The sequence below is a fragment of the Amycolatopsis halotolerans genome (genome assembly GCF_042647905.1).
GTDB classification, from domain to species: Bacteria; Actinomycetota; Actinomycetes; order Mycobacteriales; family Pseudonocardiaceae; genus Amycolatopsis; species Amycolatopsis halotolerans.
In genome coordinates this window covers 620,574-639,341 of the sequence record NZ_JBHRWI010000020.1, presented here as the reverse complement: position 1 = coordinate 639,341, position 18,768 = coordinate 620,574, and the positions used below count along the sequence as shown (strand labels likewise).

The following is an 18,768-nucleotide window of genomic DNA, read 5'->3' as shown; positions in this document are numbered from 1 at the left end:
CGCCCGTGCCAGGCTGTTCCTCGTGCGAACCCGGATCGTCTGGCCCCTGGTGGCCGCTGCCCTGCTCGGCGGATGCGCGGGCACTCAAGCCACGCCCGCCCAGCCCGAACGGCTCACCGTCCAGGTGCTCGGGACGCTGCCGCACGACTCGACCGCCTTCACCGAAGGGCTCGAGTACTCCGGCGGCACGCTGTACGAGAGTCGCGGCCTCGAAGGGCAGTCCTCACTCACCGCTGGCCCGGCCGGCGGAACGCCAGCCAAACAGGTGACAGTTCCCTCGCCGTTGTTCGCCGAGGGCATCACGGTGCTCGGGCCGAAGCTGTGGCAGCTGACCTGGCGCGACGGAATCGCCATCGAGCGCGACTCCCGGACGCTCGCCGAACTGCGGCGCGTCCATTACGACGGCGAGGGCTGGGGTCTCTGCCACCAGCCCAACGGACGGCTGGTGATGAGCAATGGGTCGTCGCAGCTCACGTTCCGTGATCCGCAAACGTTTGCGGTCACCGGTTCCGTCGAGGTCGGCCAGGATCAGCTGAACGAGCTGGAGTGCGTCGGCGACACCGTCTACGCAAACGTTTGGCAGACCGGCACCATCCTGCGCATCGACGCCAATACCGGACGGATCACCGCGAAGATCGACGCCAGCCGGCTCCGCACGCCGACCCGCCCCGGCGAGGACGTGCTCAACGGCATCGCCGCGGTCCCCGGCACGGACGAATTCCTGCTCACCGGGAAGCTGTGGCCGTCGTCGTTCCGCGTGAAGTTCGTCCCGGAAAATCAGCGAACCGGCACGTGAGCGGGCGGGGCGGGACCCCGATGAGGCAGGATTGAACCGTGGCACTCTTCAGCTCGCGCTCCGGTTCCGACAGCCCCCTCGGCGGGCAGTCGGGCAAAGGCCGTGGGAAGAAGAAGCGCCGCTGGACTCCCGAGCCGGGCGCGGCGCAGGCCCGTTCGTGGCGCGACACCCCGCCGACCCGGGTCGATCAGTCCGTTGACCAGCGCGTTCGCCAGGCTCCGCCGCAGTACGCGCCGGAACCGCCGAGGGCCCGGCCGGAGCGCATTCCGCCGGAACCGCCCCGCGGCCGCCCAGCTGAACCGCGGACCGAGCACGTCGATCAGCGTCCTCCCCGCGGCTATCCCGGACGGCCGGAGCCGCGCAGCGCGTTCTACGACGACGCGCCGCCGTTCCAGCAGAACGCCGAAGAAGCGCCCGGCGCGGTCCCGATGGGACACCGTCCGCCACCGCCGCCTTCGCGCGGCGCCCGGCCGTACCCGCCGCGCGAGCACCGCACCGAGCCCGTCCACCCGCGGCCGTACGACGACCGTCCCGGCAGCGCCGGCTACGAGCACTACGACACCGGCGGTTACGCGGGCGAGCCCCGGGTCGAGGACGAGCAGGACGAAGGCTTCAACACCACCGCGGTCGCCGGTGCGGGCTCGGTTCCGAAGCTGCCGAAGAAGCTCACCGTCACGCGGGTCGCCGCGCTGCGCAGCCGTCAGCTGAGCGGGAAGGCGGTCGGCGCGTTCCAGCGCGCCACCAAGGCGGACGGCGCGGACAAGTCCGGTCTCACCTCGCTGATGTACGCGGTGATGCTGAACTACGCCAGCGACGCCGCGATGGCGATCGCGCTGGCCAACACGCTGTTCTTCGCCGCGACCAGCGGCGAGAGCAAGGGCAAGGTCGCGCTGTACCTGCTGATCACGATCGCGCCGTTCGCGCTCGTCGCGCCGGTGATCGGCCCGGCGCTGGACCGGATCCAGCGCGGCAGGCGGCTCGCGATGTGCGTCTCGTCGATCGGACAGGGCCTGATGGCCGTGGTGATGGCGCTGCATTTCGACGACTGGCTGCTGTACCCGGCGGCGCTCGGGATGATGGTGCTGTCGAAGTCGTTCACCGTGCTGAAGGCCGCGGTCACGCCGCGCGTGGTGCCGCCGGAGATCACGCTGTCGAAGACCAACGCGCGGATCACCGTGTTCGGCCTGATCGCGGGCGGCGTGTTCGGCGCGCTGGCCAGCGGCGTGAGCGGCCTCAGCAACTCCTCCGGCGCGCTGTGGTTCACCGCCGTGATCTGTGTGGCCGCGGCCGTGCAGTCGATGCGGATCCCGTCGTGGGTCGAGGTGACCGAGGGCGAGGTCCCGACGTCGCTGTCCGCGCGGCCGGAGCCGAAACAGAAGCGGCAGCGCCAGCCGATGGGACGGCACATCGTCGTTGCTTTGTGGGGCAACGGTTCCGTCCGCGTGCTGACCGGGTTCCTGATGATGTTCGCGGCCTTCGCGGTGAAGGCGCAGACCGAACACGCCGGGCACAGTCCGTTCGTGCAGCTGCTGTTGCTGGGCATCATCGGCGCGGCGGCGGGCGTCGGCGGATTCGTCGGCAACGCGCTGGGGTCGCGGCTGCACTTCGGTTCGGCGGACCAGGTAATCGTGGCCTGCGTGGCGGCCTGTGTCGTGACGACGTTGATCGCGACGCTGCTGCCCGGCCTCGCCACGGCGGCGATCGTGGGTCTCATCGGCGCGACGGCCAGTGCGCTGGCGAAAATCAGCCTCGACGCGGTGATCCAGGAGGATCTGCCGGAACAGTCGCGCGCGTCGGCGTTCGGGCGTTCGGAGACGGTGCTGCAGCTGTCGTGGTGCTTCGGCGGCGCGGTCGGGCTGCTGCTGCCGCCCACGTACTGGATCGGCTTCCTCACCGTGACCCTGTTGCTGGCAGTCGGTCTGGCGCAGACTTTCCTGGTGCAGCGCGGCGGTTCGCTCCTGCCCGGCCTCGGCGGCAATCGCCCATTGCGCCCAGAGCCGACCGGCAGCTTCCCCGCTCCGGGGCCCGCGCGAGGCCGCCGGTAATCTCGGGCCATGCGACGTTCCCGGGTGATGGCCGTGCTCGCGGCCGGTGGTTTCGCGGTGGCCGGCTGTTCCGCGCCCGGCCCGGCCGAGGTGACTTTCTACGGTGACGGGCACACGATCAACGTCGCCCCGATCGGCAACTGCGACATCAAATCCGGCGTCTGCTCGGCCAACCCCGGCGCGACGGGCAAGCTCAAGGTGCGCCCCGGCCGGTCGGTGCAGATCTCGGTGCCGAAGGAAATCGCCGAGACGCCCTGGAAAGTCACCGTGCAGTACGTGAACGGCAAGGGCGAGCCGCAGCCGCTCAAGGAGGACATCATCACCTCCCGCGACCGCTACGCCTACACCGCGACCCCGCCCGCGAAGGACGACCAGATCGTGGTGGTCGAGATCGCGCAGGCCTCGGTGATCAGCCGCACCGGCGACCCGAACGACGCCGAAGCGGTCACGACGGCGCTGTGGTCGCTGCAGGTCCAGCCTGCCTGAGCCCAAGCGGCCACGACGCGCGCGGCTGCCGAGGTCGAAGGACCTCGCAGGCCCGAGCTGGCTGGTGGCGGCCCAGGGTCGTTGTACGTGAGGGGAACCCTGAGGGAATCTGATTCCCTCAGGGTTCCCCTCACGTACAACAGGAACCAGTCAGGCGGCGAAGAATCGGCGTTTCGCGGACGCCTGGATCACCACGGCGACGGGACTGCCGATCACGGGTCGAGGTCGCGCGCGACCGCACGCATGATCTCCGCGATCTGCTTCGTGTTCTTGCGATCCGGGTACCGGTTGCGCCGCAGATCCGGCTGGACCTTCAGCTCCAGCAGCTTGATCATGTCCTCGACGAGGCCGTGCAGCTCCTCCGCGGGACGGCGGCGCGCCTCGGCGACCGACGGCGGCGGGTCCAGCAGCCGGACGGAGAGCGCCTGCGGCCCGCGCCTGCCGTCGGCCACGCCGAACTCGAGCCGCTGTCCGGCCTTCAGGCCCTCGACGCCCTGCGGCAGCGCGGCCTTGCGGATGTAGACGTCGGCGCCGCCGTCTTGAGTGACGAAGCCGAACCCCTTCTCCGCGTCGTACCACTTGACCTTGCCGGTCGGCACTTCCCTCACCAGTCCTTCTGCTGTGCAGGTCACGACGAACGCGCCCCGAGCGATCTCGAGGCGCGCGTCCGACAAGCGTATCTCGCCACAGGCGCTGGGGAGAAGCGGATAGTCCCGTTACTCTCACCCCATGGAGAACGCAGCGAAGCAGACCGGCAAACCGATCCTCATGCGGCTCGGCATCGGCCTGTTCGCCATCGGCATGCTCGCCGTGGCGACGGTGTTCGTGCTGTTCGCCGCCGGACTCGAAAACCTGCCGGTGTGGCTCAGCGCGGCCGCCGGGGTGATCACCCCGCTCGGCCTGCTGCTCGGGCTGATCGCCCTGATCCAGGAAGCCCGCGCCGGGAAGCACGGCTGAGCTGGGCTTACCGCCCGATCAGACCGCGGTCTCCACGAACGTCCTGGCAAACCACTCCGGGAATTCGACCAGGGAATCGAACACCACGTCCGCGCCCTCGGCGGCCAGTTCCTCCCGGGTGCACGGCCCGGTCGCCACGCCCACCGACACCGCGTTGGCCGCCCGCGCGCCCCGCACATCGCCGAGGTGATCGCCGACGTACGCCCGCGCTCCGTGTTCCAGCAGGGCCGCCGCCTTCTGCGTGGACCACAGCTCGCCCACCAGGTCGTCGACCTTCATCCCCAGCGCGTCGAGGTGCATCTGCGCGTTGGGCCCGTATTTGCCGGTGACCACGAGCGTCCGCCCGCCCGCCGCCCGGACCGCCTCCAGCGCCTCGGCCGCGCCCGGCAGCGCGACCGTGCTCGGCACGACCGTCTCCGGGTACAGCTCGCGGAACTGCCAGATCAGCTCAGGGATCCGGTCCTCCGGCGCGCCGAAATCGCGCAGCGCCTGGTCGAGCGGCGGCCCGAGGTTCGCGGCGAACGCCTCTCCGTCGAACGGCAGCCCGGACTTCTTTCCCAGCGCGTTCATCGCCGCGACCATGCCCGGCCGCGGGTCGATCAATGTCATGTCGAGGTCGAACCCCACCGTGATGCCCACGTCCCACACGGTAGCTGTCCGCACCGACATTCCGGCGGGCATTTGTACACGTGCACCATCCAGGTAAAGGTTCTTGACACAGATTCAGTCTGTGTCAAGCTGGCGGTGTGACCAGCTTCACCGAGCGGACCAAGGCGACGCTTCGCGAGACGCTGCTGGACGCGGCCGCGGATCTGCTCCCGGACCGCGGCCACCAGGGCCTCCGAATGGCCGACGTGGCAGCGAAAGCCGGGGTCAGCAGGCAGACGGTCTACAACGAGTTCGGCAGCAAGGCGGCGCTCACCCAGTCCGTCGCGCTGCGCGTCGCGGCGGAATTCCTCGACGGCATCCGCTGCCGGTTCGAGGACGCCGAGAGTTTGCTCACGGGCATCCGCGGCGCGGTCGTCTACACGATCGAACACGCCAGGGAGAACCGGCTGATCGCGGCGGCGCTCGGCACCGAGGCCGGCGAGGATCTGCTGCCCCTGCTGACCTCGCGCGGCGAACCGATCCTCACCGCGTCGGCCGAACTCGCGACACAGCAGTACCTCGCGCTCGAACCCCGGCTCACGCCGGAAGCCGCCGCGCTGCTCGCCGAGACTGTGGTCCGGCTGTCGCTGAGCCACCTGGTGCTGCCGACGCACACCGCGTCCGAGGCCGCCGAGTCGGTCCTCGCGGTGCTCGCCCCCGCCATCGACCAATTCGTCCACAATGGAGTGAAACGAGAGGGCCAGTCATGACCGAGACGCTTCCGGAGCTGCGCAGCGGGTTCTCGTCCCTGCGCAAGGGCGGGCTGAACTGGGACTCGTTCCCGTTGCGGCTGTTCGTCAAGGGCAACAAGAAGTTCTGGAACCCGGCGGACCTCGACTTCAGCCAGGAACGCGCGGGCTGGGAAAGCCTGACGCCCGAACAGCAGCGCTCCACCACCTACCTCGTGGCGCAGTTCATCGCGGGCGAGGAGGCGGTGACCGAGGACATCCAGCCGTTCATGCGCGCGATGTCGTCCACCGGCAGGTTCGGCGACGAGATGTACCTGACGCAGTTCTGTTTCGAGGAGGCCAAGCACGTCGAGGTCTTCCGGCGCTGGATGGACGCCGTCGGACTGGACGACGACCTGCACCCCTACGTCGCGGAAAACCCGCACTACCGCAAGCTTTTCTACGAGGAACTGCCGCAGTCGCTGCGCGCGCTGGAGGCCGATCCCAGCCCGCTCAACCAGATCCGCGCGAGCGTGACGTACAACCACGTGATCGAAGGCAGCCTCGCGCTCACCGGGTATTACTCGTGGCAGCTGATCTGCACGCAGAACCAGATCCTGCCGGGAATGCAGGAATTGGTGCGCCGCATCGGCGACGACGAACGCCGCCACATGGCGTGGGGCACGTTCACCTGCCGCCGGCACGTCGCCGCGGACGACGCGATGTGGGACGCCGTGCAGGAACGCATGGGCGAACTGCTGCCGCACGCGCTCGGCATGATCCAGTGGGTGCAGGACCAGTTCGAGGAAGTCCCGTTCGACAACGACCCCGAGGAATTGATCCAGTACGCCGCCGACCGCGCCCAGCGCCGCCTCGGTGCGATCGAATCCGCGCGGGGCACGCCGGTCGAGCAGATCGACCTCGACTACTCGCCCGAGCAGCTCGAGGACACCTTCGGCGAGGAAGACGAAAAGGCACTCGCCGAAGCCGCCGCGGCCGCCTCCGCCTGACACAGACCGGCGGCCGTCCACATCGGACGGCCGCCGGAATACGTCACGCGTGTTTCTGTGACGCCGCCTGTTCCAATCCCAGCAAGGTCACCGACTGCTGACGCATTTCCACCTTGCGCACCTTCCCGGTCACCGTCATCGGGAATTCCTCCACCACGTGGATGTAGCGCGGGATCTTGTAATGCGCCAACTTGCCCTGGCAGAACTCGCGCACCGCTTCCGTGGTCAGCGCCTCCGCGCCCTCACGCATGCGGATCCAGGCCATCAATTCCTCGCCGTACTTGACGTCCGGCACGCCGATCACCTGTGCGTCCAGCACATCCGGGTGCGTGTAGAGGAATTCCTCGATCTCGCGCGGGTAAATGTTCTCGCCGCCGCGGATCACCATGTCCTTGATCCGGCCGGTGATGTTGATGTAGCCCTCGTCGTCCATGATCGCGAGGTCGCCGGTGTGCATCCAGCGCGCGGCGTCGATCGCCTCGGCGGTCTTTTCCGATTCCTCCCAATAGCCGAGCATCACCGAATAGCCGCGGGTGCACAATTCGCCCGGAGTGCCGCGCGGCACGGTCAGCCCGGTTTCCGGATCGACCACTTTGGACTCCAGATGCGGGCCGACACGGCCCACAGTGGACACCCGGCGCTCCACCGAATCGTCGGCCCGGGTCTGCGTGGACACCGGCGACGTCTCGGTCATGCCGTAGCAAATGGACACTTCAGTCATCCCCATCCGGTCGATGACCTGCTTCATCACCTCGACCGGGCACGGCGACCCGGCCATGATGCCGGTGCGCAGCGAGCCGAGGTCGAACGTCTCGAACTCCGGGTGGTTCAGCTCGGCGATGAACATCGTCGGCACGCCGTAGAGCGACGTGCAGCGTTCGGCGGCGACGGCGGCGAGCGTCGCCTTCGGGTCGAACGCCGGGGCCGGGATGACCATGCACGAACCGTGGCTGGTGCACGCGAGGTTGCCCATCACCATGCCGAAGCAGTGGTAGAAGGGCACCGGGATGCACACCCGGTCCTCCTCGGTGTAATTGCACAGCTCGCCGACGAAATAGCCGTTGTTGAGGATGTTGTGGTGGCTGAGCGTCGCGCCTTTGGGGAAGCCGGTGGTGCCGCTCGTGTACTGGATGTTGATCGGGTCGTCCGCGGACAGCCCGGCCTGCAGTTGCGCGAGCCGCGCCGGGTCGCCGCCGCGGCCGGAGTCCATCAGCTCGGTCCACGACGAAGTGCCGAGCAGCACGACCGCCTCGACGCCGGGGCAGTTCGGCCGGACCTCCTCGATCATCGCGGCGTAGTCGGACGTCTTGAACTTGTCCGCCGCGACGAGCATCCGGATGCCCGCCTGGTTGAGGACGTACTGCAGTTCGTGCGAACGGTAGGCCGGGTTGATGTTGACCAGGATCGCGCCGATTTTCGCCGTCGCGTACTGGAGAAACGTCCATTCCGCCCGGTTCGGCGACCAGATGCCGACCCGGTCGCCCTTGCCGATGCCGGACGCCAGCAGCCCGTGCGCGAGGGTGTCGACCTCGGCGGCGAGTTCGCGGTAGGTCCAGCGGGCGCCTGCTTCGCGGTCGACGAGCGCGTCCCGGTCGCCGAACGCGGCCACGGTGCGGTCGAAATTGTCCCCGATCGTGTCGCCGAGCAGGGGGACGCTGGAGGTCCCGGAGGCGTAACTCGGCAGTGCAGGCGCGTCAGGCATGGGGGCCTCCCGTGGCGGTCTTCTTCGACGAGCGTGAGTCTAAGCTTGATTTCGGACCTTTCCGCCACCCTCGTTATGGGGTGCGCGCGCACGAGCGGCTGATCGTCGTGCGTGTTCCGCTACCCTCGGTGCGGGTTGTTTCGTGCACGAGGGGACTGGGACGTTGCCAGAGGAATTTTCCCTGGGCTGGACCGAGACCGACGTGGCGGTGCGGCGCACCGGACTGCCCGCGTCGTGGCATCCGTTCGAGATCCGCAGCGCGGGCGCGACGATGACCGAGCACAACCGGCTGGCCGAAGAAGCGTGGAACGCGCTGCGCGGCCGGGGCCTCGCCGACGCGGAGAAACTCGACCGGGACGTCGAGGCGACCCTGCGCGCCTGGACGAGGCCGGACGTGCTGATCATCGTGCGCGCGGCCGAACTGCCGTCCGGGACGGTGCTGTATCGCGCCTGCATCGGCGAGGGTCTCGGCGTGTTCTCGGAACAGGTCGACGACGGGCTCCGCTTCCAGCAGGTCCGGCCGGAGCGGCTGGTGGATCTGGTGCTGAGCATGTTCCCGCCTTATCCGGCGCTGCCCGTTTCCCCGGTGGCGATCACCCAAGCCCCGGAGCCGAAACGCAACGCCCCGGCTCCGGCCCCCTCGCGCCAGGACCGCGACGCGCTGGCGGGGTACTCGCAGTGGCCGTTGCACCGGCACGGAACCGTGGAACTTTCGCTGCGGCCAGGGCAAGGCACGCTGCGCCCGGTCTCGACGGCGACGTTCGTGGACACCGACGGCGGGCGGTACCTGACGTTTTCGGAACCGTTGTCCGACGGCGGGTTCCGGCTGCACTTCACGCCTTCGACGGGCGCGCACCTGCGGAAATGGCTGCTGGAGACCATCGACGAGGGCGTGCGCTGAGAATTCAGGGCTAATCCCCGATGCCCCCGCCCGCTCAGCGGGGCAGGATCGGCTTCATGGACCCGAGTGCCCAGAACGAATTCCACCTAGTCGACGCCTTCACCGACCAAGCCTTCGCCGGCAACCCGGCGGGTGTCGTCGTGCTCGAGCAGCCCGCGGACGCCGGGTGGATGCAGCAGGTCGCGGCGGAGATGAAGCACTCCGAGACCGCCTTCGTCGTCAACACCGCAGAAGGGGCGAAGTCGCTCCGCTGGTTCACGCCGACCGACGAGGTCTCGCTCTGCGGGCACGCCACCATCGCCGTCACGCATGTCCTTGGCGGGCACCAGGTTTACGACACTCTCAGCGGCGAGCTGACCTGCACTAAGGCCGACGGCTGGATCGAGATGGACTTCCCCGCCGACCCGCCCGTCGAGACCGGCGAAGACCTCTCCCGCATCCTCGACCTGCCCGCGAAGTTCACCGGCCGGGCGCGCGAGAACTTCTTCGTGGTGCTCGAAAGCGCCGAAGCGGTCCAGCACTCGCAGCCGGACCTCGACGCCCTCCGCGCCACCTGGACCGGACGGCTCATCATCACCGCGCAGGGCGACGACTTCGTCAGCCGGTTCTTCGGCCCCGGCGTAGGCGTCGACGAGGATCCCGTCACCGGTTCCGCGCACTGCTCGCTCGCCCCGTACTGGGCCGGGCAGCTGGGCAAAACCACCCTCGTCGGACAGCAGATGTCCGCCCGAGGCGGGACCGTGCGCACCGAAGTCCGCGACGACCGCGTGCTGCTGCGCGGCCAGGCCGTCACCGTAGCGAGCGGTGAGCTGTACGTCTGATGCGACTGATTCTCAACGTGATCTGGCTGGTCCTCGCCGGTTTCTGGATGGCGCTGGGCTACCTGCTGGCCGGAGTCATCTGCTGCGTCCTGATCGTCACGATCCCGTTCGGCATCGCGTCGTTCCGGATCGCGAACTACGCGCTGTGGCCGTTCGGCCGGACGGTGGTCGACCGCCGCGAGGCCGGGGTCGGCTCGTTCGTCGGCAACGTGATCTGGTTCCTGGTCGCCGGGCTGTGGCTCAGCATCGGCCACCTGATCACCGGGGTGCTGCAGTGCATCACGATCATCGGCATCCCGCTGGGACTGGCCAACTTCAAGATGATCCCGATCTCGCTGATGCCGCTCGGCAAGGAGATCGTGGACGCGTGAGGTCCGCCTTCGCCCGACCCGCGACGGTCACGGGCCCGGCTGTTCGCCGGGCTCGTGCCGGTCGACGTCCGGCCGGGAGTTCAGTGGCGTGCGAATCGCCAGTTTCGCGTTCAGGGCTCCGCTTCGCGCGTAGTTGATGAAGGCGAGCCGGTCGGACTCCATGGTGTCCCTGGCGCGGCGCCACGCGGCGAGATCCGCAGCCAGAGACTGGACAAGGCCTGGTTCCACACCACCCAGTCGATCGGCTCGGCTCCGCCCTCCCCCCGCCGCAGGAATGCGCGCTGGACTCGCGCCGCCTTTTGGATGATCTCCGGCATGCCTCGGTGAGCTTTTCGCGCGCCCAGTGCCGTCTCTGTGTCCGAGTCGTCGCCACGACTCCGGCGAACACGCCGAGCAGCGATCCGGCCGCGCTCGAGGTCGCGATCTGCCAGACAGGCACGACCTCCAGACTCCGCCGCCTTCCGGTCGCCGACCAGCCGTCTCCCTCGAATACCATCCGAAAAATAATTTTGTCTTGACAACTCAAATCATCGGCAGCAAGCTACGACGCATGACAACCACACGCAAGCTGGTCCTGGGTTTCTACGTCTCGATCGACGGCAAGAGCGCCGACGCCGACAACGGCATCCGCGACGTCATGATGGCGACCGACGACCCCGAACAGGAGGAATACTTCGTCGACCAGCTGTGGGACGCCGGGGCTTTCCTCATGGGCCGCACCACTTACGAGGCCATGGCGGGCTTCTGGCCCACCTCTGGCCATCCCTCGGCCAAGGCCATGAACACGATCCCCAAGGTCGTGTTCTCCAGAACCCTGACCACCGCGGACTGGCCCGAGACCCGCATCGCCAGCGGCGACCTCGCGGAGGAGATCGCCAAGCTCAAAGCCGAGCCCGGCAAGGATCTCGTCGCCGCGGGCGGCACCGAATTCCTGCACTCGCTGATCAAGCTCGGCGTGGTGGACGAGTACCGGCTGTGGGTGCTCCCCGCCGTCACCGGCAAGGGCGCGGCCCTGTTCCCGGAACTGGACGAGGCCCGGCGGCTGCGGCTGGTGAAGAGCACGGCCTTCCCGTCCGGGATTCTCGAACTTCGGTACGCCCCGGCGGGCTAATCCTCCGGCTCGAAGGGCAGCTTCACCACGAGACACGGCCCGCCGACGAACAGGCCGCCGTCGATGCCAAGGGCTTTCCCGCCCGCGTAGAGGTACGGGCCCTCGATCTGCGTCGGGTGGATGCCCAGCTGGTCGGCGATCACGCTGTGGCCGTGGACGATCCGCGAACCGCCCAGCGCGTCGAGGAGGCGGTCCGCGTTCTCCTCGCCGTCCGGGCCGCGGAAGGCGTACCGGGTGGTCATCCGGCGCCACACGTCCCACCAGGCCTCGATGTTGCTGCCGGAGAGAATGTCGTGCGCGGTGGCGTTGACGGCGTCGAGGTCCTCGCCCCAGTCGAGGTACTCGAGGGTGTCCGAGTGCAGCAGCAGATGGTCCTCGTCGACCGCGACCAGCGGGCGCTCGGTGAGCCATTCGATGTGCTCGGGGGTGAGCCGGTCCTGGTCCGACAGCAGGCCGCCGTTGATCTCCCAGCTGCGCGCGAAACTGCGCGGCCCGAAGTCGGACGGCACCGGGCGGTCGCCGAAGTGGTACATCCCCAGCAGCAGTATCTCGTGGTTGCCGAGCAGCATCTGCACCGAGCCGCCCGCCTGCGCCGCCTGGTCCTGCAGTTCGCGCACGAGATCGATCACCCCGACGCCGTCCGGGCCGCGATCGGTGAAGTCGCCGAGAAACCACAACCGGTCGTCGACGCCGGCCCACTTGCCGTCGCTGTCGACAAGGCCCTCGGCGCGCAGTGCGTCAACCAGGGCGTCCCGGTGCCCGTGGACGTCGCCCACCACATAGACGCTCATCGCTCGACGATATGCCCTGATCCCGGGCGGTGGGCGGTCAGCCTTCGCCGAACGGGTCGAGCGTTCGCCCGATCAGGTCGGCGACCGAGCCGATCACCTTCGTCGGCCGGTACGGGTAGTTCTCCACCGACTCCTCGTTCGAGATGCCGGTGAGCACCAGGATGGTCTGCAGCCCGGCCTCGATCCCGGAGTGCACGTCGGTGTCCATCCGGTCGCCGATCATGAGCGTCGACTCCGAATGCGCGCCCAGCCGGCGCAGCGCCGAGCGCATCATCAGCGGGTTCGGCTTGCCGACGTAATACGGCGAGCGGCCGGTGGCCCGCTCGATCAGCGCCGCGACGGACCCGGTGGCGGGCATCGAGCCCTCGACGCTCGGGCCGGTCGCGTCCGGGTTGGTCGCGATGAACTTCGCACCGCCCTCGATCAGCCGGATCGCGCGGGTGATCGCGCTGAAGCTGTACGTGCGGGTCTCGCCGAGCACGACGTAGTCCGGGTCGCGTTCGGTCAGCACGTAGCCGACCTCGTGCAGCGCCGTGGTGAGCCCGGCCTCGCCGATCACGAACGCCGAGCCGTTCGGCCGCTGCGAGGCGAGGAACTTCGAGGTGGCCAGCGCCGAGGTCCAGATGGACTCCTCCGGAATGTCCAAACCGGTGCGCAGCAACCGCGCGCGCAAGTCGCGCGGGGTGTAGATCGAGTTATTGGTGAGCACCAAAAAGTCGATATCGTTGTTCCTCAGTTCGGCGAGGAACTCGTCCGCCCCCGGGACGAGGTGTTCCTCCCTGACCAGCACACCGTCCATGTCGGAGAGATACGTCCACCGGCCTTCGCTCATGCGCGAAAATCTATCACGCGCGCGAGACACCTGCGGCATACGACGAAAACGGCTACAGTGGAAATTGCCGGGTAACGCGAGGGGAGTCGCGCTTCCGGTCACCGAGGGGGTTCGGGGGAATCTTTTCAGTAAGCACCGGTGTAATCGCCGTTGCGCAATTCTTCCTGCCCCTTTCCTTGAAGGGGAGAAAGTTCATGACCGAAATTGCCGAACGTCCGGCAGCCGCGGGTCCGATCAGCGGGCCCACCTGGGGGTTGACCAAGTTCCTCGACCCGTTGCCGGTTCCACCGGTGCTGCGGCCGCCGTGGTGGGGACAGGACATGATCACCATTCCGATGGTGGCGAAACAGCAGCAACTGCACTCGCAATTGCCGCCGACCGCATTGTGGACTTACGCGGGACATTTCCCGGGTCCGACAATCGAAGTGCGCAGCGGTAAACAACTGCGGATTTCGTGGTCGAACGAAATAGAAGGCAAGTTCCCGCTGGTCGCCGTGCAGGGTCCGGCGAACGACGGGCCGACCACCCGCCCCGGCCGCGAGCTCGACCGGCCCGGCTACAAGATCGTCGACGGCGTCTCGGACCTGCCCGCGTGGACCGTCGTCCACCTGCACGGAGCCCGCACCAACGCGGGCAATGACGGCTGGGCGCACAACGCCGGCCTCCGGGGCACCTCGCAGCTCGTCGAGTACCAGAACCGGCAGCAGGCGATGCCGCTCTGGTACCACGACCACGCCATGGCGATCACGCGCTTCAACGTCCACACGGGCCTGGCCGGGATGTACCTGATCCGCGACGACGAGGAGGACGACCTCGACCTGCCCAGCGGCGATCGCGAACTCCCGCTGATCCTCGCCGACCGCAATCTCGACATCGACCCGGCGACCGGCCAGCTCACCGGGCAGCTGCTGTACAAGTTCCCGTACGTGCCGAACGGGCCGATGATCCCGTTCTCCGGTCCGTTCACCCTGGTCAACGGCGTGATCTGGCCGCACCTCGACGTCAGCGCGCGGTGGTACCGCTTCCGCCTGCTCAACGCGGCCAACGACCGGTTCTTCACGCTCAACCTGGTCGACGAGAACAACGTGCCGCAGAACGACGCCGTCCGCCTGATCGGCACCGACGGCGGGTTGCTGCCCGCGCCCGCTCCGCTGCCGTCCGGCGGCCTGGCCGTCGCGCCCGCCGAACGGTTCGACCTGCTGATCGACTTCAGCCGGTTCAAGGGCCGGAAAGTCAAGCTGCGCAACGCCAAACCGGGCGGCGTCGAACCGGACGTCATGGAGTTCCGGGTGGACAGCCGCGACAAGCACGATCCGTTCGAACTGCCCGAAAAGCTCTCGACGTCCTACATCCGGATCAAGCACGGTTCGACGCTGCCGGAGGACCACGACCACGTCTGGGTCGCGCTGCTGCTCAACGCGAGCGGCCACCCGGAGATGTGGGACCTCGAACAGGTCGACGCCGATCCGGGCGGCAAGGGGATCATCCAGATCAAGGACCCGGCGGGCGGGCTCAAGACGTTCCGGATGATCGGGCGGCTCTTCGACGACACCACCGGCATCTTCATCAACCACGACAAGTGGGCGGTGTGGAACATCGTGCACGTCGCCAACGGCGGGCCCGCGCATCCGTTCCACATCCACCTGACCGAGTTCCAGGCGCTCTTCCGCCGCAGCTTCACCACGACGTTCGACCCGGCTTCGGAGCGCACGGCCAAGCCGATCGACGGGTTCGCGGAAGTCCCGCTGGAGAAGTACGAGGAGGGCTGGAAGGACACGATCATCGTGAACCCCGGCCAGTGGGTGAGCGTCGCCGGCCAGTTCAGCGGCGGCACCGGCGAGTTCATGTACCACTGCCACATCCTCGACCACGAGGACGAGGGAATGATGCGCCCGTTCGTCGTGCACCCGCCCGAGGTGGCGAAGTTCCACGTCCACCCGGGCGGCGGCCACCACCACGGCGGCTGACGCGGGAGCCGAGCGCACGTGGGGGGCGCTCGGCTCAGGAGGCCGCGGCCGGGTGCACCGCCACGGCCGCGGCCTTCACCGACATCAACGGAGGCACCGCACGCCGCTGGCCTGTTCAACGCCACTTTGGCGGTTCTCCGCGCGGGGCGCGGCGCCTCCGGCCGATGAGCACTGCGGACGTCCGTGAGGGGGTCCTTGAGGGAATCTGATTCCTTCAAGGACCCCCTCACGGATCTCTGCCGCAATGCCAGGGACTCAACCTGCGCAGCCCACGCCCGCCGACCGTCCACAAAGGACTTCAGCCTCGCCGAAATACCCGCTTTGTAACTATGTGACCGCTTGCTGAAGTCCGTGAGGGGAACCCTCACGGACTCTGAGTCCCTCAGGGTTCCCCTCACGGACGCCTGGCCCCGCCCAGATCCTCCGACCTGGGCAAACCGCACCCGCAGCGCCGCCTCAAGTCCCTGGCATCGGATCTCCGTCGAGACATGGCCGCACACAACAACTGCGGAGAAAACCTCGTGGAGCCAGCGCGGGTCAGGAGGCCGCGGCCGGGTGCACCGACACCGTCGCGGCCTTCACCGACAACGCCACCGCCGAGCCGGGCTCCAGGGCGAGTTCGGCGACCGCGGCCGGGGTGAGGTCGGCGGTCAGGCCGTGTGCCCAGCCGTCGCCCTCGGTCCGGACGCGGATCACCGGGCCGTGCGGTTCCAGGGCCGCGACGACCGCGTCAGTCGTGTTGCGCGGGCTGCCTTGGTGCTCGCCGTCGTGCGGGTAAACAGCGACGGCGTTCGGCTCGAACACCGCGACCGCCGCCTCGCCCACGACGGTGTCCGGCGTCAGCAAACCCGTCACCACCTCGCCTGAAAGCGTGCGCAATCCCTCCGCCACCGCCACTCCGGACACCAGGTTCAGCCCGGCGATCCGCGCGGTGAAAGCCGTCCGCGGCGCCGCGAGCACCTCCCGCGTCGGCCCGCGTTCCACGATCCGGCCGCCGTTCATCACCGCCACGTGGTCGGCCAAGGCCAGCGCGTCCAGCGGATCGTGCGTGACCAGCACGGTGGTCGGGCCGTCGCGCAGCACCCGGCGCAGCAGGCCGCGGATCGCCGGCGCCGAGTCCACGTCGAGCGCGGCGAACGGTTCGTCCAGCAACAGCAGATCCGGCGCGGACGCCAAGGCCCGGGCGATCGCCACCCGCTGCTGCTGCCCGCCGGACAGCTGGCTCGGCCGCCGGTTCGCGAATTCCGCCGCGTCCACTTCGCCCAGCCATCGCAAGGCGATCTCCCGCGCCTCCGCCCGGCGGGTACCGGTCGAGCGCGGCGAGAACGCGACGTTGTCCATTGCGGACAGATGCGGGAAAAGCAGCGCGTCCTGGGACAGCAGCCCGACCCGCCGTTCGTGCGGCGGCAGGTCGACGCCGTTCCCGGCCAGCCGCCGGTCGGCGAGCGTGACGTCGGCCGAGCTCACCGGCAGCAGACCGGCGAGGCTGCCGAGCACCGTGGACTTCCCGGAGCCGTTGGGGCCGAGCAGCGCGAGCACCGAGCCGCCGGGCACGGTGAACTCGACGTCGAGCGAGAACTCGCCGCGGGTCAGCGCCAGCTTCGCGGAAAGCGTCACCGCAGCCCGCCTTCCCACGACCGCGGCCGCGCGACCGCGATCACCAGGACCGCGACCGCGATGAGCAGCAACGCGAGCGCGACCGCGCTGTCGATGTCCACTTCGGCCTGCGTGTAGACCTCGAGCGGCAGCGTCCGGGTCACACCTTCCAGACTGCCCGCGAACGTGATGGTCGCGCCGAACTCACCCAGCGCGCGGGCGAAGCTCAGCACCACGCCGGAGCCCAGCGCCGGCAGCAGCAACGGCAGCGTGACCCGGCGGAAGACCGTCCACGGGCGCGCGCCGAGCGTCGAGGCGACCTGCTCGTAGCGATCGCCGGAGCCGCGCAGCGCGCCTTCCAGGCTGACGACCAGGAACGGCATCGCGACGAACGTCTGCGCGATCACCACCGCGGCCGTCGTGAACGGCACCTGCTCGCCGGTCAGCCAGTTGATCAAGATGCCGAGGAAACCCTTGCGGCCCAGCAGGTACAGCAGGGCCAGGCCGCCGACCACCGGCGGCAGCACGAGCGGAAGCAGCACGATCGACCGCAGCATCCGCACCCCCGGCACCCGGGAGCGGGCCAGCACGACCGCCAGCGGGACGCCGAGCACCACGCAGGCCACTGTGGACAGTGCGGCGGTCACCAGCGACAGCCGGAGCGCGTTCAGCGACGAGGACGTGACCAGCAGCGACGGCAGCCGGGTGAGATCGGACCGCACCAGGAGGCCGACGACCGGCAGCACCACGAGCGCGAGCGCGGCGACGGCGGGGATCCAGAGGATCAGGGGCACCCGGGCGTGCGGCGGCCGGGTCTCGGCCGCCGCGCCCGCCTTACTTGCCAGGGCCGAACCCGATCTTGGCCAGTTCGGCCTTGCCCTCGGCGCCAAGGATGAAGTCGTTGAACTGCTTCGCCAGCGCCGCCTGCGGGGCGTTCTTCACCACCGCGATCGGGTACTGGTTCACCGCGCCCGAGGACTCCGGGAAGTCGACCTTGTCCACCTTGCCCGCGGCCGACGTCGCGTCGGTGACGTACACCAGCCCGGCGTCGGCGTCGCCCGACTGGACCTTGGCCAGCACCTGCTTGACGTTCGTCTCCTCGCTCACCGGCTTGAGCGCCTTGCCGGTGCTCTGCTCGACCTTCTGCGTGGCCGCGCCGCACGGCACCTGCTGCGCGCACACCACCACGTTCAGGCCGGGCTTGGTCAGGTCGGCGAAGGTCTTGATGCCCTTCGGATTCCCCTTGGCCACGGCGATCGCGAGCTTGTTGGTGGCGAACACCGTCGGCTGGCCGTCGATCACCCCGTCCTGCACGGCCTTGTCCATGTTCTTCTGGTCGGCCGAGGCGAACACGTCGGCCTTGGCCCCGTTGTCCAGCTTCTGCACGAGCGCGGAGGAACCCTCGTAGTCGAAGGTGACCTTGACGCCCGGGTGCGCGGCCTCGAACTGCTTGCCGAGCACGTTGAAGGATTCGGTGAGCGAGGCCGCGGCGAACACGGTCAGCGTGCCGCCTCCCGGAGCGGGGGCGGACGCGGAGCCCCCACCCTGGCTGGAACTGGCCTGGTCGCCGGAGCTGCAGGCGCCGGCGAACAACGCGATCGCCGCGGTTCCGGCGACGGCGAGGGCGAGCTTCTTCATCTGGATCCTTCCGGGGTTTCCACCACGACGGTGGTCGCCTTGACCACGGCGACCGCGAGCACGCCCGGGCGCAGCCCGAGTTCGCGGACCGCCTCGGTGCTCATCAGTGACACCACTCGGTGCGCCCCGCACTGCAGTTCGACCTGCGCCATCACCTTGTCGGCGACGACCTCGGTGACGAGCCCGACGAAGCGGTTGCGGGCGGAGCGGCCGACCGCCGACGGATCGTCCGGTTCGGACGCTTGCGCCCTGGCGAACCCGGCGAGCTGAGCGCCGTCGACGACCTTGCGGCCCGCGGCGTCGTCCGTCGCGGTCAACTGACCCGCGCGAACCCACCGGCGGACAGTGTCGTCGCTTACGCCGAGCAGCCGAGCGGCCTCGGACAACCGAAATTGCGGCATGGCCGGAACATTATCCCCGCAGATGCG

General features: G+C 68.9%; 21 protein-coding genes. 11 read left to right on the top strand and 10 right to left on the bottom strand.

Translation table 11 applies throughout. The features are described 5' to 3' along the window. The first annotated feature begins 22 nt into the window (after positions 1-22). The 3 genes from ACFORO_RS18125 to ACFORO_RS18115 are packed head-to-tail and all read left to right on the top strand — an operon-like array spanning position 23 to position 3,327. Positions 23-796, top strand: a complete 774-nt coding sequence (locus ACFORO_RS18125) for a glutaminyl-peptide cyclotransferase (protein ID WP_377870972.1) — start codon at positions 23-25, stop codon at positions 794-796. A 38-nt stretch (positions 797-834) separates the two neighbouring features. Further along, positions 835-2,841, top strand: coding sequence for an MFS transporter (locus tag ACFORO_RS18120; protein WP_377870973.1), 2,007 nt, complete (start codon positions 835-837; stop codon positions 2,839-2,841). Positions 2,842-2,850: 9 nt separating this feature from the next. After that, positions 2,851-3,327 carry a DUF2771 family protein gene (locus ACFORO_RS18115; RefSeq protein ID WP_354750601.1) on the top strand — a complete coding sequence of 159 codons (477 nt, stop codon included), beginning with the start codon at positions 2,851-2,853 and terminating at the stop codon, positions 3,325-3,327. 212 nt (positions 3,328-3,539) lie between these two features. Here the strand turns inward: ACFORO_RS18115 and ACFORO_RS18110 are convergent, their stop codons facing one another. Continuing rightward, positions 3,540-3,926: a cold-shock protein gene (locus ACFORO_RS18110; protein WP_240601315.1), complete on the bottom strand. Its 387-nt coding sequence runs from the start codon at positions 3,924-3,926 to the stop codon at positions 3,540-3,542. A gap of 130 nt (positions 3,927-4,056) precedes the next feature. Between ACFORO_RS18110 and ACFORO_RS18105 the strand changes: the two genes are divergently transcribed. Further along, positions 4,057-4,284 (top strand): hypothetical protein, encoded by a 228-nt coding sequence (locus tag ACFORO_RS18105; RefSeq protein ID WP_037807785.1) that lies wholly within the window; start codon positions 4,057-4,059, stop codon positions 4,282-4,284. Positions 4,285-4,302: 18 nt separating this feature from the next. On the opposite strand, the gene ACFORO_RS18100 is transcribed toward ACFORO_RS18105, so the two are convergent. Continuing rightward, positions 4,303-4,923: an HAD family hydrolase gene (locus ACFORO_RS18100; RefSeq protein WP_354750613.1), complete on the bottom strand. Its 621-nt coding sequence runs from the start codon at positions 4,921-4,923 to the stop codon at positions 4,303-4,305. Between the two features lie 107 nt (positions 4,924-5,030). On the opposite strand from ACFORO_RS18100, the gene ACFORO_RS18095 reads away from it, so the two are divergent. Further along, positions 5,031-5,642 carry a TetR/AcrR family transcriptional regulator gene (locus ACFORO_RS18095; RefSeq protein ID WP_377870974.1) on the top strand — a complete coding sequence of 204 codons (612 nt, stop codon included), beginning with the start codon at positions 5,031-5,033 and terminating at the stop codon, positions 5,640-5,642. Further along, a complete protein-coding gene (locus tag ACFORO_RS18090) occupies positions 5,639-6,610 on the top strand; it encodes a R2-like ligand-binding oxidase (protein ID WP_344264812.1) in 972 nt (323 codons plus the stop codon). The genes ACFORO_RS18095 and ACFORO_RS18090 overlap by 4 nt, the downstream gene beginning before the upstream one ends. 43 nt (positions 6,611-6,653) lie before the next feature. Here ACFORO_RS18090 and ACFORO_RS18085 read toward each other — a convergent pair whose 3' ends face one another. Next, positions 6,654-8,312: an AMP-binding protein gene (locus tag ACFORO_RS18085; protein WP_377870975.1), complete on the bottom strand. Its 1,659-nt coding sequence runs from the start codon at positions 8,310-8,312 to the stop codon at positions 6,654-6,656. A gap of 142 nt (positions 8,313-8,454) precedes the next feature. Here ACFORO_RS18085 and ACFORO_RS18080 point away from each other — a divergent pair, with 142 nt between their 5' ends. From ACFORO_RS18080 to ACFORO_RS18070, 3 genes are read left to right on the top strand one after another with little or no spacing between them, the layout of a single operon-like run. Then, on the top strand, positions 8,455-9,213 hold the full coding sequence (locus ACFORO_RS18080) for an ESX secretion-associated protein EspG (protein ID WP_377896587.1): 759 nt from the start codon (positions 8,455-8,457) through the stop codon (positions 9,211-9,213). 56 nt (positions 9,214-9,269) lie between these two features. Then, the gene (locus tag ACFORO_RS18075) at positions 9,270-10,034 is read left to right on the top strand and encodes a PhzF family phenazine biosynthesis protein (RefSeq protein WP_377870977.1); all 765 of its coding nucleotides are present in this window, start codon (positions 9,270-9,272) and stop codon (positions 10,032-10,034) included. Next, complete coding sequence (locus ACFORO_RS18070) at positions 10,034-10,405, top strand: YccF domain-containing protein (RefSeq protein WP_354750607.1); 372 nt, start codon at positions 10,034-10,036, stop codon at positions 10,403-10,405. The genes ACFORO_RS18075 and ACFORO_RS18070 overlap by 1 nt, the downstream gene beginning before the upstream one ends. 27 nt (positions 10,406-10,432) lie before the next feature. Here ACFORO_RS18070 and ACFORO_RS18065 read toward each other — a convergent pair whose 3' ends face one another. Further along, positions 10,433-10,633, bottom strand: coding sequence for a hypothetical protein (locus ACFORO_RS18065; protein WP_377870978.1), 201 nt, complete (start codon positions 10,631-10,633; stop codon positions 10,433-10,435). Positions 10,634-10,955: 322 nt separating this feature from the next. Between ACFORO_RS18065 and ACFORO_RS18060 the strand changes: the two genes are divergently transcribed. Then, entirely contained in the window at positions 10,956-11,516 is a 561-nt protein-coding gene (locus ACFORO_RS18060; protein ID WP_377870979.1) for a dihydrofolate reductase family protein, read from the top strand. On the opposite strand, the gene ACFORO_RS18055 is transcribed toward ACFORO_RS18060, so the two are convergent. Together ACFORO_RS18055 and ACFORO_RS18050 are read right to left on the bottom strand one after the other, a co-directional pair. Beyond that, positions 11,513-12,307: a metallophosphoesterase gene (locus tag ACFORO_RS18055; RefSeq protein ID WP_377870980.1), complete on the bottom strand. Its 795-nt coding sequence runs from the start codon at positions 12,305-12,307 to the stop codon at positions 11,513-11,515. The two genes, ACFORO_RS18060 and ACFORO_RS18055, sit on opposite strands and share 4 nt — an antisense overlap. Before the next feature lie 37 nt (positions 12,308-12,344). Beyond that, entirely contained in the window at positions 12,345-13,139 is a 795-nt protein-coding gene (locus tag ACFORO_RS18050; protein WP_116203511.1) for an HAD-IIA family hydrolase, read from the bottom strand. Between the two features lie 194 nt (positions 13,140-13,333). On the opposite strand from ACFORO_RS18050, the gene ACFORO_RS18045 reads away from it, so the two are divergent. Then, positions 13,334-15,106, top strand: coding sequence for a multicopper oxidase domain-containing protein (locus ACFORO_RS18045; protein ID WP_377896585.1), 1,773 nt, complete (start codon positions 13,334-13,336; stop codon positions 15,104-15,106). A 537-nt stretch (positions 15,107-15,643) separates the two neighbouring features. Here the strand turns inward: ACFORO_RS18045 and ACFORO_RS18040 are convergent. The 4 genes from ACFORO_RS18040 to ACFORO_RS18025 are packed head-to-tail and all read right to left on the bottom strand — an operon-like array spanning position 15,644 to position 18,741. Then, a complete protein-coding gene (locus ACFORO_RS18040; RefSeq protein ID WP_377870982.1) occupies positions 15,644-16,723 on the bottom strand; it encodes a sulfate/molybdate ABC transporter ATP-binding protein in 1,080 nt (359 codons plus the stop codon). Then, positions 16,720-17,487: an ABC transporter permease gene (locus tag ACFORO_RS18035; RefSeq protein ID WP_377871183.1), complete on the bottom strand. Its 768-nt coding sequence runs from the start codon at positions 17,485-17,487 to the stop codon at positions 16,720-16,722. The genes ACFORO_RS18040 and ACFORO_RS18035 overlap by 4 nt, the downstream gene beginning before the upstream one ends. 49 nt (positions 17,488-17,536) lie before the next feature. After that, positions 17,537-18,340: a molybdate ABC transporter substrate-binding protein gene (gene modA, locus ACFORO_RS18030; protein WP_377870984.1), complete on the bottom strand. Its 804-nt coding sequence runs from the start codon at positions 18,338-18,340 to the stop codon at positions 17,537-17,539. Next, positions 18,337-18,741: a TOBE domain-containing protein gene (locus ACFORO_RS18025; RefSeq protein ID WP_009083933.1), complete on the bottom strand. Its 405-nt coding sequence runs from the start codon at positions 18,739-18,741 to the stop codon at positions 18,337-18,339. Before ACFORO_RS18025 ends, modA begins: the two co-directional genes overlap by 4 nt. Positions 18,742-18,768: the final 27 nt, after the last annotated feature.

Excerpts from the sequence above, each read along its gene's own strand:
- ACFORO_RS18115 (WP_354750601.1), top strand. The coding sequence starts at position 2,851 with ATGCGACGTTCCCGGGTGATGGCCGTGCTCGCGGCCGGTGGTTTCGCG.
- ACFORO_RS18105 (WP_037807785.1), top strand. The coding sequence starts at position 4,057 with ATGGAGAACGCAGCGAAGCAGACCGGCAAACCGATCCTCATGCGGCTC.
- ACFORO_RS18090 (WP_344264812.1), top strand. The coding sequence starts at position 5,639 with ATGACCGAGACGCTTCCGGAGCTGCGCAGCGGGTTCTCGTCCCTGCGC.
- ACFORO_RS18085 (WP_377870975.1), bottom strand. The coding sequence starts at position 8,312 with ATGCCTGACGCGCCTGCACTGCCGAGTTACGCCTCCGGGACCTCCAGC.
- ACFORO_RS18075 (WP_377870977.1), top strand. The coding sequence starts at position 9,270 with ATGGACCCGAGTGCCCAGAACGAATTCCACCTAGTCGACGCCTTCACC.
- ACFORO_RS18070 (WP_354750607.1), top strand. The coding sequence starts at position 10,034 with ATGCGACTGATTCTCAACGTGATCTGGCTGGTCCTCGCCGGTTTCTGG.
- ACFORO_RS18060 (WP_377870979.1), top strand. The coding sequence starts at position 10,956 with ATGACAACCACACGCAAGCTGGTCCTGGGTTTCTACGTCTCGATCGAC.
- ACFORO_RS18055 (WP_377870980.1), bottom strand. The coding sequence starts at position 12,307 with ATGAGCGTCTATGTGGTGGGCGACGTCCACGGGCACCGGGACGCCCTG.
- ACFORO_RS18050 (WP_116203511.1), bottom strand. The coding sequence starts at position 13,139 with ATGAGCGAAGGCCGGTGGACGTATCTCTCCGACATGGACGGTGTGCTG.
- ACFORO_RS18045 (WP_377896585.1), top strand. The coding sequence starts at position 13,334 with ATGACCGAAATTGCCGAACGTCCGGCAGCCGCGGGTCCGATCAGCGGG.
- modA (WP_377870984.1), bottom strand. The coding sequence starts at position 18,340 with ATGAAGAAGCTCGCCCTCGCCGTCGCCGGAACCGCGGCGATCGCGTTG.
- ACFORO_RS18025 (WP_009083933.1), bottom strand. The coding sequence starts at position 18,741 with ATGCCGCAATTTCGGTTGTCCGAGGCCGCTCGGCTGCTCGGCGTAAGC.